Origin of the sequence: Mesobacillus maritimus, from assembly GCF_044803185.1 — a bacterium.
GTDB lineage: Bacteria > Bacillota > Bacilli > Bacillales > Cytobacillaceae > Mesobacillus_B > Mesobacillus_B maritimus_B.
The window spans coordinates 2,624,516-2,641,527 of record NZ_CP085225.1 but is presented as its reverse complement, the minus strand read 5'-3'; the positions used below and the strand labels follow the sequence as shown (position 1 = coordinate 2,641,527).

16 protein-coding genes and 1 pseudogene are annotated in these 17,012 nt (G+C 38.7%); 4 read left to right on the top strand and 13 right to left on the bottom strand.

The genetic code is table 11. The features are described from left to right. The first annotated feature begins 27 nt into the window (after positions 1-27). Positions 28-498: a YndM family protein gene (locus tag LG336_RS12765; RefSeq protein WP_404332881.1), complete on the top strand. Its 471-nt coding sequence runs from the start codon at positions 28-30 to the stop codon at positions 496-498. 61 nt (positions 499-559) lie between these two features. On the opposite strand, the gene trpB is transcribed toward LG336_RS12765, so the two are convergent. Next, positions 560-1,729 carry a tryptophan synthase subunit beta gene (trpB, locus tag LG336_RS12760; protein ID WP_404332880.1) on the bottom strand — a complete coding sequence of 390 codons (1,170 nt, stop codon included), beginning with the start codon at positions 1,727-1,729 and terminating at the stop codon, positions 560-562. An 83-nt stretch (positions 1,730-1,812) separates the two neighbouring features. Next, entirely contained in the window at positions 1,813-3,693 is a 1,881-nt protein-coding gene (shc, locus tag LG336_RS12755; RefSeq protein ID WP_404333150.1) for a squalene--hopene cyclase, read from the bottom strand. 80 nt (positions 3,694-3,773) lie between these two features. On the opposite strand from shc, the gene LG336_RS12750 reads away from it, so the two are divergent. Continuing rightward, positions 3,774-4,919 carry a DUF2515 domain-containing protein gene (locus LG336_RS12750; protein ID WP_404332879.1) on the top strand — a complete coding sequence of 382 codons (1,146 nt, stop codon included), beginning with the start codon at positions 3,774-3,776 and terminating at the stop codon, positions 4,917-4,919. After that, positions 4,801-5,292: a CBO0543 family protein gene (locus LG336_RS12745; RefSeq protein WP_404332878.1), complete on the top strand. Its 492-nt coding sequence runs from the start codon at positions 4,801-4,803 to the stop codon at positions 5,290-5,292. The genes LG336_RS12750 and LG336_RS12745 overlap by 119 nt, the downstream gene beginning before the upstream one ends. A gap of 402 nt (positions 5,293-5,694) precedes the next feature. On the opposite strand, the pseudogene LG336_RS12740 reads toward LG336_RS12745, so the two are convergent. The 9 genes and pseudogenes from LG336_RS12740 to LG336_RS12700 all read right to left on the bottom strand — a co-directional run bounded on the left by LG336_RS12740 (position 5,695) and on the right by LG336_RS12700 (position 14,326). After that, positions 5,695-6,136 (bottom strand): annotated as a pseudogene (locus LG336_RS12740) (nuclease-related domain-containing protein). Further along, entirely contained in the window at positions 6,111-6,242 is a 132-nt protein-coding gene (locus tag LG336_RS12735) for a hypothetical protein (RefSeq protein ID WP_404333302.1), read from the bottom strand. Before LG336_RS12735 ends, LG336_RS12740 begins: the two are co-directional and overlap by 26 nt. Positions 6,243-6,830: 588 nt before the next feature. Beyond that, the gene (locus tag LG336_RS12730) at positions 6,831-7,676 is read right to left on the bottom strand and encodes an MBL fold metallo-hydrolase (RefSeq protein ID WP_404332877.1); all 846 of its coding nucleotides are present in this window, start codon (positions 7,674-7,676) and stop codon (positions 6,831-6,833) included. A gap of 102 nt (positions 7,677-7,778) precedes the next feature. Beyond that, a complete protein-coding gene (locus tag LG336_RS12725; protein ID WP_404332876.1) occupies positions 7,779-8,672 on the bottom strand; it encodes an MBL fold metallo-hydrolase in 894 nt (297 codons plus the stop codon). A gap of 236 nt (positions 8,673-8,908) precedes the next feature. Next, positions 8,909-10,018, bottom strand: a complete 1,110-nt coding sequence (gene menC / locus LG336_RS12720) for an o-succinylbenzoate synthase (protein ID WP_404332875.1) — start codon at positions 10,016-10,018, stop codon at positions 8,909-8,911. Positions 10,019-10,020: 2 nt separating this feature from the next. After that, entirely contained in the window at positions 10,021-10,851 is an 831-nt protein-coding gene (locus LG336_RS12715; RefSeq protein WP_404332874.1) for a GNAT family N-acetyltransferase, read from the bottom strand. Positions 10,852-10,873: 22 nt separating this feature from the next. Then, on the bottom strand, positions 10,874-12,010 hold the full coding sequence (locus LG336_RS12710) for an amidohydrolase (RefSeq protein ID WP_404332873.1): 1,137 nt from the start codon (positions 12,008-12,010) through the stop codon (positions 10,874-10,876). Positions 12,011-12,046: 36 nt separating this feature from the next. Then, the gene (locus tag LG336_RS12705) at positions 12,047-13,432 is read right to left on the bottom strand and encodes a YjiH family protein (RefSeq protein WP_404332872.1); all 1,386 of its coding nucleotides are present in this window, start codon (positions 13,430-13,432) and stop codon (positions 12,047-12,049) included. A gap of 39 nt (positions 13,433-13,471) precedes the next feature. Beyond that, positions 13,472-14,326, bottom strand: a complete 855-nt coding sequence (locus tag LG336_RS12700) for a MurR/RpiR family transcriptional regulator (protein WP_404332871.1) — start codon at positions 14,324-14,326, stop codon at positions 13,472-13,474. A 256-nt stretch (positions 14,327-14,582) separates the two neighbouring features. Here LG336_RS12700 and LG336_RS12695 point away from each other — a divergent pair, with 256 nt between their 5' ends. Then, positions 14,583-15,740, top strand: coding sequence for a glycoside hydrolase family 18 protein (locus LG336_RS12695; protein ID WP_404332870.1), 1,158 nt, complete (start codon positions 14,583-14,585; stop codon positions 15,738-15,740). A 79-nt stretch (positions 15,741-15,819) separates the two neighbouring features. Here LG336_RS12695 and LG336_RS12690 read toward each other — a convergent pair whose 3' ends face one another. After that, positions 15,820-16,125 carry a hypothetical protein gene (locus LG336_RS12690; RefSeq protein ID WP_404332869.1) on the bottom strand — a complete coding sequence of 102 codons (306 nt, stop codon included), beginning with the start codon at positions 16,123-16,125 and terminating at the stop codon, positions 15,820-15,822. An 86-nt stretch (positions 16,126-16,211) separates the two neighbouring features. Then, positions 16,212-16,985: a class I SAM-dependent methyltransferase gene (locus LG336_RS12685; protein ID WP_404332868.1), complete on the bottom strand. Its 774-nt coding sequence runs from the start codon at positions 16,983-16,985 to the stop codon at positions 16,212-16,214. Positions 16,986-17,012 lie beyond the last annotated feature (27 nt).

Here is a 17,012-nt window from a genome sequence, read left to right as displayed (position 1 = left end):
ACAAGCTATTGGTAAAGGGGGTTCTATATGAAGCATCTAACAGCAATGGCAATTAAGTTTGTGTCTACCCTTGTATTATTGTATGTAATTCTAGGTCTATTCTTTGGCATGTCGTTTATAAACGTCTTCCTCATCACCTTGGTACTTGGTGTTATTTCCTATCTACTAGGGGACATGCTCATTTTGCCAAAAACAAATAATACAATCGCTACCATTGCCGATTTCGGTCTAGCGTTTCCACTTATATGGTTGATGACATTGAATATGACCTACGGTGTCCGGACCTTTGGAATATCATTGATTGCTGCCATTGGTCTTACTCTATTCGAGGTCTTTTTCCATCAATATCTTAAAAGAAACATTGTCGATTCAAACGATGATGTAAAAATCAATCGTCGAAGTTTACCTCAACTACAATATTCAGCTGAGAACGCAGAGGAATTTACCCCGGTTAAACCCGATGTAAGAAGCCAAGAAGAAGACAATACCAAAGAATAAATCACAATAAAAAATATAAGCAGCCTTATGGAAAAGGCTGCTTACATTTAGTTACTTTCATTTACTTCTCATTTAGCATTTTATATACTTGTTCGACATCTTTGTCACCGCGGCCTGATACGTTCACGATTAAAATGTCTTCGGGCGTAAGCTCCTTTGCCAATTTCACAGCATGTGCAACTGCATGTGAGCTTTCGAGTGCAGGAATAATTCCTTCCGTTCTGGATAATAACTGAAATGCTTCCAATGCCTCCTGTCCACTAGCAGTAACGTACTCCGCTCTGCCACTCACCTTCAAGTGACTATGCTCAGGACCAACCCCTGGATAATCTAACCCAGCCGCAATCGAATAGGTTGGTTTTGGTTGTCCTTGTTCATCTATTAACGTCAAACATTTAAAGCCATGTATCACGGCCGGTACCCCTTCGGCCATTGTAGCTGCTTCAAATGGCTCAACTCCGATTAAGCGAACATTAGGTTCATCAATATAATGAGCAAATGCTCCAATCGCATTGCTTCCTCCTCCAGTACAAGCAAGGACGGCAGTAGGCAACTTGCCTTCTTTTTCTAAAATTTGTCGCTTAGATTCTTCACTAATAACCGATTGAAAATGCTTTACCATTGCTGGATATGGGTGTGGACCAACAGCAGAACCTAAAAGATAAAACGTATTTTGATAATTTTCAACAAGGTCACCAAGAGCAGCATCCACGGCATCCTTTAAACGTCCCTGCCCGGCTTCGACAGGAACGACTTTTGCTCCTAATAATTCCATTCGGAACACATTAAGTGCCTGCCGTTCTGTATCAAGTTTCCCCATATAAATCACGCATTCCATCCCGAACATGGCACAGACTGTTGCGGTGGCGACCCCATGCTGGCCTGCTCCTGTTTCTGCAATCACCCTTTTGGCACCCATTCTTTTTGCGAGTAAAATCTGACCTAGGACATTATTAATTTTATGAGACCCTGTGTGATTTAAATCTTCGCGTTTCAAGTAGATCTTTGCTCCACCTAACTGTTTGGTTAAATTTTCTGCATAGGTAAGTGGATTTTCGCGACCGACATATTCTTTCAAATAAAATTTGAATTCTCTTTGAAATTCAGGATCATCTTTATACTGTAAAAATTGCTCCTCGAGTATATTCATGACTTCCTGAAGACTTTCAGGAACAAAGCTTCCTCCAAATTCTCCGTAAAATCCCTTAACTTCTTCGCTCACACTCTTCATACTCAACTCGACTCCTCTCGACTAATTTCACTTACATAAAACTAGTATAATATAAATTTAACAAATATTCTAATAATATAACATTATTTTCCTATAAATTTATTTCGGTAATGAGCCAAGGCTAGCAACGGGAATATATAACGGTAGCTATGATAATGGATATAAAAATCACCAGCCATTCCCTGCCCCTTAGGATAATCAGTTGTCCAGTCATCTCGTTCCAAGTGGTTTAAGATAAATTGAATCCCTTTATTGATGGTATAGGATGGCTTTTCAGCTACCGAAATTAATGTATCCACTGCCCAGGCTGTATGGGTTAATGTACTTGAATTTAAAGGAACGTATTCCCCTTTTTCATCACTCTTACATGATTCACCCCAACCACCATCGGGATTTTGAATGGTTTTTAACCAGTTTACGGCTTTCGTTATCGAGGTCTGTGATGGCAACACACCAACTGCCATCAGAGCTGTTACAGCCGCCCATGTTCCATAAATGTAGCAAATCCCCCATCTTCCGTACCATGAGCCATTTTGTTCTTGGTTCGCTTTTAGCCACCTGATAGCAGCCTTTATAGCGTGATGATTTTTATTTAGGTTTGTCATCAATCCAAGGTACTCTAAAGTTCTACCAGTTAAATCTGCTGAGGAGGGATCGGTTAAAATATATTCTGCTTTTTCGATTGGCAAAAGCTTCAGCAATTTGCTATCAGTGTTTTTCTCAAACGCTGGCCAGCCTCCGTCATCATTCTGCATTGATAATACCCATTGAGTTCCTCTTTGCCATGAGTGTAGATATTCTGAACTCATCTGAGCCTCTCTGGAAATGGCTCTTAACGATGCCGTTGTATCGTCAACATCAGGATGAATCGTATTTTTATCGGCAAACCCCCACCCCCCAGGAAAGGCATTCGGGTTATGGACCGCCCAATCCCCGTATTTGTAATGCTGGCGACTAATTAAGTAATCGTTCGCCTTTTTTACCATTGGATTTGATTGAGAAACTCTCGCTTCTTGAAGAGCATAACTAATTAATGAAGTATTCCACACAGTTGCCGTTGTATATTGCATATGAGGAAAACCGTTTATTTCTGTTTGCATCGATATTAAACCTGCGACTGCGTTTGTAATCTTCGGATTGTTTTTCGAATATCCTAGCGATAGCAACGCAAAAATCATTAAAAAAGTAGAACTAAAGTAGCCATAAAACGTGCCATCAGGTTCAACACGATGGAGCATATATTGCTTCGCCTGTTCTGTTGCTAGTCGATGGAGTTCGCTCGGGAAACCAATTAGTTTTTTTATCAGTTTCTTAAATGTTGAATGTAGCGACCGCCATTCGTCTAGCTCCCTATCAGTAAAGAAGTCATCTCTTTGATTATTCAAATCTGACAAATCAGGGCTTTTTAATGTCTTTAAGCTAAACTTCTTGTCAGCAAGAATCATTATTGGCGTAAGATTGGTTCTCCCATATTCAGAAAAACTATAAAAATTTATCGGAAAGCTCTGTGGAAGGAGGATCATTTCGACTGGAATCGGGAAAAACTTTGGCCACGTTTGTTGACCGGTCACCGCTAGCATAATCTTCGTAAACATATGCGCATTTTCCAATCCGCCATTTTTAAGAATAAACTTTTTCGCATTTCTCAACCTCAGGTCATTATTATGGTAATAACCAGAATACAGGAGTGCATAGTAAGCCTCCACTGTTGACGTCAAGTTCCCTTCTCCCTCATCATAAAAAAGCTTCCAAGCCCCATTGTCTTCTTGCTTGCTCAAAATCCGCTTTGTTAAAGCTTTTATCAAGTTTTCTTCATTTATTTCTAACGACCTTAATAAAATAATCATATAGCAATCGGTTGAAATACCTGTTTCAAACGGATAATTCCACGAACCATTGGGAGATTGATCTTGTTTAAACGTCTCAATAATCCATTCCAACCCTTCAACTACTTTACGTTCCATCATTTCCCTCCTCTCCCAAAAGTGACGTTCAACCATACATATTCATTGGACAAAAGGAGCATTCATTGGAGGGGAAAAACATGTTGTCACTTTTTAATAAAATAAAAACAAAACCACTTTCCCCCTCACTATTAAAAATAAAAAAAGAGCTCAAGAGAAAAAGCAAAAATACAGACAGTCCACTCGAGCTACTTCCTAAAGAGGCTTTACTTGTTCAAACCATCAAAGCACGTACAAGAAATCTAAATAAAAACAATGTGACCAGAACGAAAGCCTATCTCGATTTTTATAAAAAATTCCCCGAAATTCATTGGGCTTTTTTAGGACATATGGTGTCTCGGAATGGCGGTTATAATATGACTGATCTAAAGGGCGGTTTTCTTTCTAAACTGATGACGCGAAAGGAAAGAGAGCGGTTCTTTGCATTTTTAGAACGGGGAAACTGGTTGATTTTTCAAGACGCTTATCCGCAACTTTTGCTTTATGAAGAAAGCATAAAGACGGGTAAGAATCTTTTTCACCTTTTGTCCCAATTGCATGTCTCAACATTTATGGAGACAATATGGAACTATTTTTGGCAACATCGAGATTCGTCGGTTTTAACTCTAGCGTTAATCATCAATGAACAAAATTATTTAGAATCTAGAGTCATAAAGAATCCTCGCTATAAAAAGAACGTGCTTGACAGTTTAGAGTTTAAATTACAAGATTTGCTCTCTATGAATCATATTCTCTTTCCCTATGAAAATGGTGGTAAGGTAAAACTTATTGGCGAAACTCTTCATCATTTTGAGAGCTTAAAAGAGCGAATTCTCTTAGGAAAAAGGCTATATAAGATACTCTTTAACGATTCCCAGCTCTTCAATGAAATTGTAAATTGGGCTTCTTATAATCCCCATACTGGATCCCGAATGGATTACTGGCCTCAGCTTTTTCATTATGTGGACGAAGGAGTACCTGGTTTACAATGGAAACCCCGGATTGTGGCTTGTAAGCTGACAAGTGGCTCACCTCGGATTTATAGTCCTCAGCTTGAGCTTGCTTGGAAGAATCAAGAGCATGAAAGCGTAGAAATTGGGGATTGGTTTCGAGATTGGAAGATTGTATATGATTTACAGGAAACAAAAGAAAAAATTAGCGGGGAGATACAGTATGACTATTGCCGAACAATCGAAAAACTCGAGCTCGCCACCTACGCAAAAAAAGCTATCTCGATCCTGGATTAGAAAACTAGCACCCTCACTATTATTAGCTTGCTTATTCGGAACGTATCTTGACCTTTATTTTGAAGGAAAAGACTATTATTCCTTTCCGATGAGGCCCTTCCCAGATATATTTTCAATTCATATTGGGTTTACTTTAGTCGGGATTCCAGTTATGGTTGCTGCGTTTCTGTTCATTTGTACAAGACTGACCACACAAAAAAGGGTAGCTTTCATTCTCCTATTGAGTATAATGATGTCTGTATTTGAAAAACTAGCCGAGTCCTTCGGTTACTTTGTCCACGCTGAAGTATGGAAACATTATAATTCCTTTTTCGGCTACTTTGTTTTTTTAACGATTATTTATCAGTTTTATACCTGGACTAATTCAGATTAATTTTTTGAGTAAACTCGATGTCGCTTTTTCCCTTTGTGTGATAGAGGTAATGAGGTCAATAAATACGATGTAGCACGAGCAGTTGGGAGCTGAAGAAAATTGCATAACTCTTTGTTTGGAAAAGAAGGTTTGATGAGGAGAAAATAATCATCTATAGCTTTAGGAATACCATCTTTAGATACAATCTTACATGATGGGCAGAACCATTTTCCTTTTTTATAGATCATCGGGATGGTAAAACAATTCAAACAATGAACGCCTGTAAGGAGGTCATCAAGGGGTATTTCAAACATTTTTAAAATGTCGGTTTGTTTTGGGGTATGTTTACTTAATAGTAGTTTCCTGATTTTATTTACAGTTTTATCGTCAAAAAAAGTTCTCGTTCTTACGCTTTCCATCATTTCAATTAACATTTACCAGTTCATAACCTCTAAAAATCTTCTCTTCAGCTTCGCTATAATCAGAGCTAATGACTATTTCTGTTGATGACTTGCAAACAACCACTAAATCGTCAATCGCTACGTCCGAAATATGATGTTTTTTAAGAAAGGACTTTAATAGAGTTTTATGCCGAGCCACTTGTGCTAATGGATTTTCATAAATCTCTTTTGAACCGTTAATTTCTTGAAGCATTTGTTTCCTTTCGAAAATAAGTTTTCCTGAATGATTCTTTCCTTCAATAATTAGAATCCCTTTTGGGTAGAAGCAAAGCATCGATTTGGAAAAAACTATCCCTTATTGCCAGCCGTAAGTCATGAAAGATAAAAAACTGTTTCTCAGGCAACAAGCGTAAGTAATAATTAATGGTTTTTTCTCCATTATATCCAGACCTCAGAATCTTCATATAGGATTCTACGTCTGATCTTTTCGGATGACTCACAGCTAATTCTACCCAGTAATGCCTCTGCCTGTAACAATGCTGTTGGAACCGTGATATTTTTATCGAACAATTAACATTCCTCCCTCTTTATCTGTTTCAGTAACATTAATTCGTTATGATTCCTCATACTCCTTTAGTACATCTCAAATATTATTGAACATTTTTTGTCTAGAACCCTGCGCTTGGTTGGAGCATTATGTGTGGATTCGTAAATTAGTAACCCTTTTTTCATAATCTCTCTTTCTTTTTACCAAACCCAGGTTGCTATCTACAAAACTAAGCAATCTATTTACAAACTAAACGGTTCTATCTACACATTTTCAGGTTCTATCTACACGTTTTCAATTTTTATCTACAAACCTGCCAATATCTAAACCCCTTACTACACAAATCCTCATTCTATCTACAAAACTAAGCACTCTATCTACATACTAAGCGGTTCTATCTACACGTTTTCAATTTCTATCTACAAACTGCCAATATCTAAACCCCATACTACACAAATCCTCATTCTATCCACAAAACTAAGCACTCTATCTACAAACTAAGCGGTTCTATCTACACATTTTCAGGTTCTATCTATACGTTTTCATGTCCTATCGACAAACCATACAAAAAGGACAGACATTGAATCCTCCATCTGTCCTTCCATTTTAATCTAATTCAAATACTTCCCATAATCCGGAACAGCAATTTGATCAAACTCGTCAACAAGCTTCCGCAGGTTCTTAGCCAACAACTCCCCTGCCATTGGCAACCCATGCCCGGTTACTGCAACTGAAGGTTTCAACGCCTCCAACGTTTTCACCGACTCTTTCGCTGCCTTCCAATCAGTAGTGAGATACCGTGGTGGACCACTTATTTCCTGCTCTTGGGTCAACACTTTATATAGATATTCTTGTTTTACCGTAACAAATGCATCACCAACTATTAGGGCGCGGTCGTTTTCCCTAAAAAGCGATACATGCCCTTCAGAATGTCCAGGTGTGTGAATCCAACGGAATTCTGGCATATGTGGAATAGATCCATCACTCGGAAGTGCCTCAACGTTTTCACCAAGCTGGATAGGCTCATTTGGGAACATTGGAGACATTTTCGAAACCATTCCACCCTCCACGGTTGGATCCGGTTCTGGATAACTCTTTTTCCCTGTTAGATAAGGTAGTTCCATCTCATGTGCATAAACAGGAACATTCCAATACTTAATCAATTCAACAATTGCCCCAACATGATCGAAATGACCATGTGTGAGTACTATGGCTTTAGGTGGATTATATTTTCCAAAACGCTCTTCCGTAACAGCAATAATCTCATCTGCTGATTCCGGCATTCCAGCATCAACCAAAACAAAATCTTTATTTTCAGGATTTCCCACCAAACATATATTAACAATTTGAATGGTATGCGAATATATATCCGGCAAAACCTCAATCCCAATCCCACTGCTGATTGAGGTAGCTGGAATGAATTTATAATCACTGCCATAAGACATATCTTTATCCATTTAACAACCCCCTTTTAAATGCATGTGAACCGACCATAGTTTTCTCTGTAGCCCATTTATTATTCAAAAGAAAAGCAATAGCTCAAAAGCTATTGCCTTCCCTTATTTTACAGTTGAATAAACCTTATCCTCTTCAGGTACCGTTAAACCTAGTCGATTCAAGTGTTTTCGGATGCCGGTCCGTTCCCAAGTTTTAAGTATCCCATTCTCTAAGGTTCGTTTTGGATAGAATATACCAATACTCGTTAGTTCCTCGAAAGTCAATCCTTGACGAACATAGTGCTCAACTTTCTCATCACGTTTATCAATAATTGCTAAATAGGTTTCCATCGCGTTTGTAAATTCTTCCTTTGTAAAAACACCCTTTTGGTGCCCAGTAATGTACGTCTCTGCATCAAGCTCAAGAAGCCTTTTCCCTGAGCGGATGAAATCATCAATATCCCCATCAGTTCCGTTATACCAAGGACCAAATGAGGTCATATCATAATCGCCAGCAAACACTACGCCTAGTTCTGGGAAATACGGGCAAGATAACCCACTTGTATGTCCTGGGGAGTGTAAAAATTGAACTTTTACCCCACCAAAGTTATATTCCTTATCGTAATCATACGTACCAGTCAGCTGACCTAGACTTTTTATCCATCTTGCCGGGAGGTTCTTCTTCCACTCCTCGACTCCTTTAGGACCCCACTCTTGAAATACCCCATTCGCCCTAGCGACTCCATCAATCGATTGTGCAGTTTCATACTCAATTGGATTAATTAACTTTGTTGCCTCCGGAAACAAATAATTATGTGTGGTATGGTCGGGATGGTAATGTGTATTCATGATGAGTCCAATCCCATATTCCTTATCAAGCTTCACCAAGCTTTCCGGATCGGCACCAGAGTCAATCAATACCCGTTCAGAGCAATCAATATACAAACTTCGTGAGAAAGGCACCTTGCTGCTATTATTCGGCCCTTCTATAATGTTTATCGGACCAATACGATCCATATTTGTCACCTCATATCACAAGAATGAATTTAATAACCACCAATAAGATAAATGATTGAATATTCATTCATTATAAAACAAACCCGTTCCATCCATCAACTGCTATTCTCCTAAAATTTAAAAATGCTTCAATGGGGGCATAAAACAATCCACCATCGAAGCATTTGGAAACTATTTCATTTTTTATAGATTTGTATTAACCAAACATCCTATTTAGACTAAAAATAATAAAAAACTTAAAACTGAATGGTACTTTGTTTTAACGTCAATCTTTCAATCATCTCAAGATTAGGCTCAAAGCCAATGCCCGGCCCATCTGGAACAGATATATATCCATTATCCATTTTTACCTCAGGTTCAATGATATCCTGTTTCCAATAATGTGAAGATGGTGCAGTATCTCCAGGAATCGTAAAATTTGCTAATGATGTAATCGCTATATTATGAGCTCTACCTATACCTGCCTCGAGCATGCCCCCACACCAAAGGGGAATATCATGTTTTACACAAAGATCATGAATTTTTTTGGATTCTGTCAAGCCGCCGACCCGGCCAATTTTAAGATTAATAATCCGACAACTTCCCAATTCTATGGCTTTTCGGGCATCTTCAGCAGAATGAATACTTTCATCCAGACATATTGGTGTTTCTAAGTTTGCCTGCAGCATCGCGTGATCAATAATATCATCATGTGCCAATGGTTGCTCAATCATCATTAAATTAAACTCATCTAATCTCCGTAGATGATCGATATCCTCTAAAGTATAAGCACAATTAGCATCGGCCATTAACGGAATGTGAGGAAAATGCCTTCTAATTAACGCAAGAACTGACACATCCCAGTCAGGCTTGATTTTTACTTTTATGCGTTTATAGCCTTCCTGCAAATACCCCTCAATTTGCTGAAGTAGTTGTTGTTCTGAATGTTGAATGCCAACACTAACACCCACTTCAATTTTATCTTTCACCCCACCCAGAGCTTTCGCTAAAGGAAGATTTTGCTCTTTTGCATAGAGATCCCAAACTGCCCCTTCAATTGCAGCTTTAGCATTAAAATTACCGCGAACATATTGGAAGTGGCTTAAAACCATATCAGGATGCTCAAAGGGCTCTTTTATTAATAGAGGGATTAGAAAGTCTGTCATCATATGCCAATTCGTTTTTACCGTTTCTTCGTTGTACATCGGCTGGACAATTGAAACAGATTCACCCCATCCTGATAATCCGTTTTTCCCTACCACCTCAACCAAAATGATATCTTTGTCCACTTCCGTCCCTACACTAGTCGTAAAAGGCGTAAGCAGGTCCATTTTAATCTGACGTAGGATAATCTTCTCTATCTCCATCCTTAACCCCTCTTTTCCAATACATACAGATATAAATACTGATGTTTTTCGCATTTAATTAGGTCCGTGACTTGCCACCCACTGCGTAAAAAGTAAGTAAAAATCTTACGTGTTACATTTCTCCATTCAACTGCAAGTGCAAAATCATCATTTTTAATTTCTTGAAAATTTCCCGGTACGGGCACAAATAACAAGTCAGACTCCAACTCTAAATTTATTTCACTCGGTACGAAAAAACTACCCTTCTTGGAGGTTTCCAATACAATGTTCTGACCGTCAACATGTCTAGTGTCATTCCTTTGTAATTCCCCAACATTGTTCTGCACTTCGTCCAATCGCCATTCAACTAAAAATCGGTCAGTCGTGATTCCAGAGTTTAGGCCATCATCCATTTCCCCGTACGCATCTTCCAAATAGGTAGAACAAACAGCGCCCAGTTTATGTAAATTCAAGTTCCCATTCACCGTTTCTAACGGGTCATATGTCCATGAAATCAACTTATAGCCCTTAGCCACGGCCAGTTCTTTTTGAGCCCATTTCAACTTTTCACCAATTCCATATTTACGAAAATTAGGATGAATACCTAGCGAATGCGAGCAAAGATACACTTTCTTCCCATCGAATCCGGGGAAACTATATTGAAAACCAATTAATTCATTATATAAAAAGGCACCTAAGATGAACCCACCATTTTTTACAACTGTAATGGTTTGGTTCACTGGTACCGAATCCTCGAAACTCCAAACAATCGCTTCAAGCTGGCGTACTAGCTCTAACTCCTCGACGGTTTGCAGGTTTCGAATTTCAATTTCTTCTAAAACAGGTTGGTTCAACTCCCAACTCCTCCATTCCACATCAATCCCAATTATGCTGATCTGCTTCTATTAGTAGTTTTGTTAAAATCTTTGTTCCATACACGAGCGCTTCATGATTAAACTTCATATTAGGATGATGTAAACCCGGAGTCAAATCACATCCTAAACCAATCATTGTTGCATGAATCTCTTGATTTTTTAGTGTGTAAAAATGAAAGTCCTCCGCTCCTGGGGATACGCACTTTGATACTAGATTCTCATTCCCAAGAATTGAGCTAATTGCAGATTCTGCCAATCGGATACCCTCAGGATGCTTCACAGCTGCTGGAGAATATTCATCCATAACGATATCAATCTTTGTTTCTGTCAACTCAGCGATTTTATGAACCGTATGTTTGGCTTTCGAGATCAATAACTCCATTCCCTCATTTGTTTCCGAGCGTAAATCAAAGGTAAAACGAGCATTCTCTGGAATCGCATTAGACGCTTCTCCACTATGCAGTTGCGTTATTTTAATCGAATAACGTCCTACCCCCCCAAGCTTTATTTGCTTCATTGCCTGGATTAGAAGTGATGCCGCCTCTATAGGGTTATTCCCTTCTTCTGGTCTCGCCGCATGTGCTGGAATTCCTTTGATGACACCCTTTAGTGTTGTCGTAGATCCATGTAAGATCACCGGAGCAGCTTTGCCATATTGAACCTCAAACGAAGGACGGAGATGGACTCCACCAAGAAATTTAACATTCTTGAGAGCACCATCTTCCATCATTTTCAGTGCACCACCAGCTACTTCTTCAGCTGGTTGAAAAATAAACCGAACACTATGCTTGAGTTTTATATTGCTTTTATATAGAGAAAGAGCCGCCATAAGCACCATCGTACTATGCGCATCATGCCCACAGGAGTGGTTCGGTCGAACGACTCCACCCACCTCTTGAACTAATGCATCCATGTCAGCACGAAGCGCAATGACCTCCGGATTTTCTCCTGGAAGATCCGCAACAAACCCATAATGGCCAGAGAAGGTCTGGACCATATAACCTGCATCACTCAATTTCTTTTGTAGGTAGCGGGAGGTTTTCTCTTCCTTCCAGCTCGGCTCTGCAAGTTGATGCAAATCATGATAGGTTTTGAAAATAGTATTTCTCTGAGCCTCAATAAATTCTATTGGATCCACGGAAATAGCTCCCTCCCGACTTACAGTCAAATATAATTAGAAAATAATATGAGCCACAAGTACCACGATTGGCAATGTAATCACAGTACGAAGGATAAAAATAAGCACTAAATCTTTGAAGCTTACAGGAAGTTTTGATCCTAGAAGTAAGCCACCCATTTCGGACAAGTATACTAACTGCGTAACAGAGACACACGCAATGACAAATCGCGTTAACTCACTTTCAATTCCACTTCCGATAATCGCTGGTAAAAGCATGTCAGCAAATCCGATAACCATTGTTTGAGCAGCTTCAGCAGCTTCAGGAACCTGCATAAGGGTCAAGATTGGTTCAAACGGCTTTCCAAGGATAGTAAATACAGGAGTGAACTCGGCAATGACCAGAGCTACAGTTCCAATTGCCATTACAATTGGCAGCACACCTAGCCACATATCTAAGACGTTTTTGAAGCCTTCTGTGAAAATATTTGCAACTGAATCATTTTTTCTTGCTTTGTTTACTGCGTTATTTAACCCCCATTTAACCTGGGAAACCCCTTCTGGGATCATTTCTTCTGCTTTTAATTCAGTTAGTTCATAACCAGTATCCGTTTTTTTGGAGAGTGGACGGATTCGTGGCATAATAACAGCGGCCACAAGACCAGCAAAGATAATAGTTAAGTAGTATGGCACAAAATACTGTTCAAGCTCTAAATATTGAAGAATAACAATTGAAAACGTAATGGATACCACAGAGAAAGTCGTGGCGATAACCGCCGCTTCACGCTTTGTATAATAACCTTCCTCATATTGCTTTGACGTTAATAGAACACCAATCGTACCGTCACCAACCCAAGAAGCTAAACAATCTAAAGACGAACGCCCTGGCAAAGTAAAAATAGGTCTCATCACCTTCATGAATAAAGCACCAATGAACTCCAGTAGACCAAAATTTAATAATAATGGTAAAAGAATTCCCGCTAGTAAGAAGGTTGTAAATAGAATTGGGATCAAATCGTAAAGCAAAAGAGTACCCGTATTCTCGGAATGAATCATTTCTGGACCTATTTTGTATAAAGTCATTGCTGCAAAAATTGTACCCAAAAGACGTGCCACGACCCAGAACTTGCTTACACTAAATAGTGTATTCATTGTTTTATTTTGCGTTATAAAATTCGGTTTAACTACTGTGGCAATTATAGACCCAACGGTTGATATCGCCATGACCAAGACCACTATTGCTGGAATGAAATCACCAATTGCCCCATTAATTTGATTCGATAAAAATGCAACAGGAATCGTAATTCCATCCTCTGTTTTAATTGGAGTAATAAACAATAGAATACCGATTAATGAAGGAAGGATGAACTTTAAATAATCACTAATAGGAAACGATTTCGTTTCCGTTTGTTTTTCTACTTTTGATGCTGTATTTGTTGTCATTGATAACACCTCTAATTATTTAGTAGTATGAAAGTCTTTCTATTCTATAAATAAGCCATGATTAGCATAAATTCGTTCTAATTTTTGCTGTCTGCTACTAATGCGTTCCTCATCTTTATGATGAATCCCAGCAATCAACACCTCTAATAAAGTAATCGCAGAAGAAATCGAGTTGTGACTTGATTCGATTTGTTCCTCTGTTGTTAATGTCAATTCTGCAATCTGCCCAACTGGGGATAACTGTCTGTTAGTAATCGCCAGCACTCCAGCCTTTTGTTGTTTCGCCGAGTTTACAAGTTTTAAAGAATCATTTCGATACCGAGGGAAAGAAAAGACGATAACCAAGGACTTCTCTGTAAACTCACTAACATCTTCAGGCATGAAACCAGTTGGTGTTGAGATGCTGACATTTTCTCGTAATTGCCTTAGAGAATAGTAGAACCAATACGCTGCTGCAAAAGAGCTTCCAAATCCTCCGATAAATATACGATCTGCCTGCACAATCTTATCAACTGCTACCCATAAATCTTCTGAACTTCCTTGATTTAGCAATTGCTCTAGAATCGACTTTTCCCGTTGGATGACTGTCTCAAATAATTGACTTTCCTCTGTTGTGTCGATTGCAGCCGAAACTTCAGTCTGAGACGCTTGTTTATTTTCCAACCAATCTCGGCGAACCTTTTCCTGCAAATCTGAAAAGCCGGAAAAGCCTAATGCATAAGCCAACCGTATCACGGTTGTTTCACTCACACCTGCTTTTTTGCCAATTTGATAAGCAGTATGTAGAGCACCCTCATCCATATGTCCTTTGATATACTCAGCCACTCTTTTCTGTCCAGGAGACAAGGAAGAAAAGCCTTCTTTAATAATTTGATTAAACTGTTTCTCTCCCATTCCAATCCCCTTTCAAAAAAATGGTGAAGGAAAAACTTCTTTCTATAATATAAAGCATGAAATCCTTCGGCGCAAGTGAAAATTGAATAAAAAATCATATTTTATGATATTTATGCAAAAAAATATAATTGAATGATGCTATATAATTCTATTAACTCCTATAAAGTGGATAGCCCCTGTTGTTTGTTAGATTCTACCATCCTCAGGCTGTTGTTTTTTTGTTACAATTTAAAAATCAATCTTGGGAGGAATCTGCATGACTAAACGGAAATTTCTAGTTCCCCTCATTATCGCTGTTTTTTTTACAGCCATCGGTTTTCTATCAGGAATGTTGTACTCGAATCAATTAAGCAAGGAAGCTGCATCTCCTAGGTATCATGAAGAGATTGCTCAATCAGGGAAAATAGCTGAACCTAAGCAAATGCCAAATATACAAACTCCCAATTCTAAAGTGCTAATTGGTTACGTTCAAGATTTTCGTGATCCTGACACAATTAATCTATCGGAATTGACTCATATCATTTTCTCTTTTGCTCATCCAACAAAGGATGGTGGTCTAATACTTGGTGGAGAAACAGCATTAAAGAACCTCCAAACTTTGGTTCAAAAAGCACATAATCAAGATAAAAAAGTAATGCTCGCTGTCGGAGGGTGGTTTCACCTTGATGGTGGTGAATCGTATGATTATTTTAAAACGGCTATTCAAGACCAGAAAACCCGTACTAAATTAGTAAACGAACTTATTAGCTTAGTAGAACGCGAAAATCTCGACGGCATTGATATTGACTTTGAACATCCACGTTCAGAGGAGGATGCAAAGTATTTAGCTGGATTCACGGAAGAATTAAGCAGGCAGCTTAAAAACAGGAACAAACAATTATCCATCGCCGTAAATGCAAAAGTGCACAGTGTTGCTGGTACAGAAATCACTTCTGTCATCTATGAACCGGACATGTTTAAGTATGTAGACTATGTCAACATTATGGCTTATGACGGTCAATGGGATGGTGGTTATAATGCCGCTAATTTATCACCATTCTCCTATACTGAAAATATCGTAACCTATTGGAGCGAGCTTTTTATAGACCAGCAGATTCCAACTGAAAAACTTGTTTTGGGCGTACCTTTTTATGCACAGCCAGAGGATCCTCAGGCAAAGCAAATATCCTATGCAACTATTATCAAGCATGATGCCACAAGTTCCGCTCATGATAAAATCACAATGAATGGTACGATATACCATTTTAATGGAATGAAAACAATGGAAAGAAAAACAAAGCTAGCACTGGATTATGGCTTTGGTGGTATGATGTTGTGGGAAGCGGGGCACGATGCACAAGGCCCATACAGTCTCACAGCATCTATTTCGGACACATTACAAGCCCCTTCGCAAAAGCTTTATACGAAACAGTAATCTATCACACATAATAAAAAACACGGTTCTCAATGAGAATCGTGTTTTTTACCTTCTAATTGCGCAAGCTCCTTAAACACTAGAAATCCTTCTCTACCTTTACCAGACCATCCTTTCGATTGTCCTTTTCAAAATAGACGATGATGGTGTCATTTTCCTTTAGATTGTCATCAACATTCACATTTTCCTTTTTTATATAAATGCGTCGCCCATCTTTCCCTTCACCATAGTAACCAGATTGATCAATTTTCGTAATCGTATATTGATAGGTTAGATATTCCTTTTCTATCTGGTTCGAAACTGTTTTCGCGTTGTTCAAGGAGATATTTAGAAAGATTAAAACACCTAATAAAGTAGTTAATAAGGATAATATTATCACCTTCATCAACGTATCCTCCATATAATCTAGAATCCTTCATCATTATATGTTTAGGTGTTTAGATGATTACACAAAAGCTGTTTTCTTTCACCTTAAATTTTTGTAGCTACGATAAGTACAGATTGACCCTGGAAAGATTGTACCTTCCCTTCTTCGATTTCCACAGAGAAAAAATCAATGAAAGGCTGTGAAGCATGGGTCATAAAGTCATTCAATTTTTGTTTCTCTCGTTCAGGTACATCCATCATTTCGCACCAAGTATCGAAAGAGAACTTCTTTTTAAAACGAATCATTTCCTCAACAAGGATTCCTTCATGTTCAAGAATCGAAACCCATTCAGATTTCTTATAGGCCCGAACATGACTTGGGTCGCGTTTCTTTTCGATTGTGTTATAAAACAAATCATATTCGCGAATCTCTGGAGCTACATTATCGATTAAAATAAACAGCCCTTTTTCTTTTAAAATTCGCTGTACTTCTTTGACAAATTTCCGTACATCTGTGAAATGATGCGCAGCAATCCTACATGTCACAGACCCAACGGATTCATTAGGAAAGGGTAAATTTTCGGCATCTCCTTGAACAAAAGCCGCATTTTTAATCCCTTTTGACTCAATAAACCCTTTCGCCTTCTCCAACATTTCAGCAGTTAAATCCAATGCAACGACCTGTTTAAAATAAGGAGCTAATGCGTTTGCAACATGTCCACCACCTGTTGCTATATCCAAGAGCTCTCCAGAAGGCTGTTTCGCTGCAATAATTTCAACCAATTTTCGGAGGTCTTCTCCTTTTGCATGTGATTGGCTTGTCACATAATGCCCCGCATTCTTTCCAAACTGTTGGATCACTCGGTCTTTTCCTTTCAATATCCCACCTCTTATCCATTTGCCTCT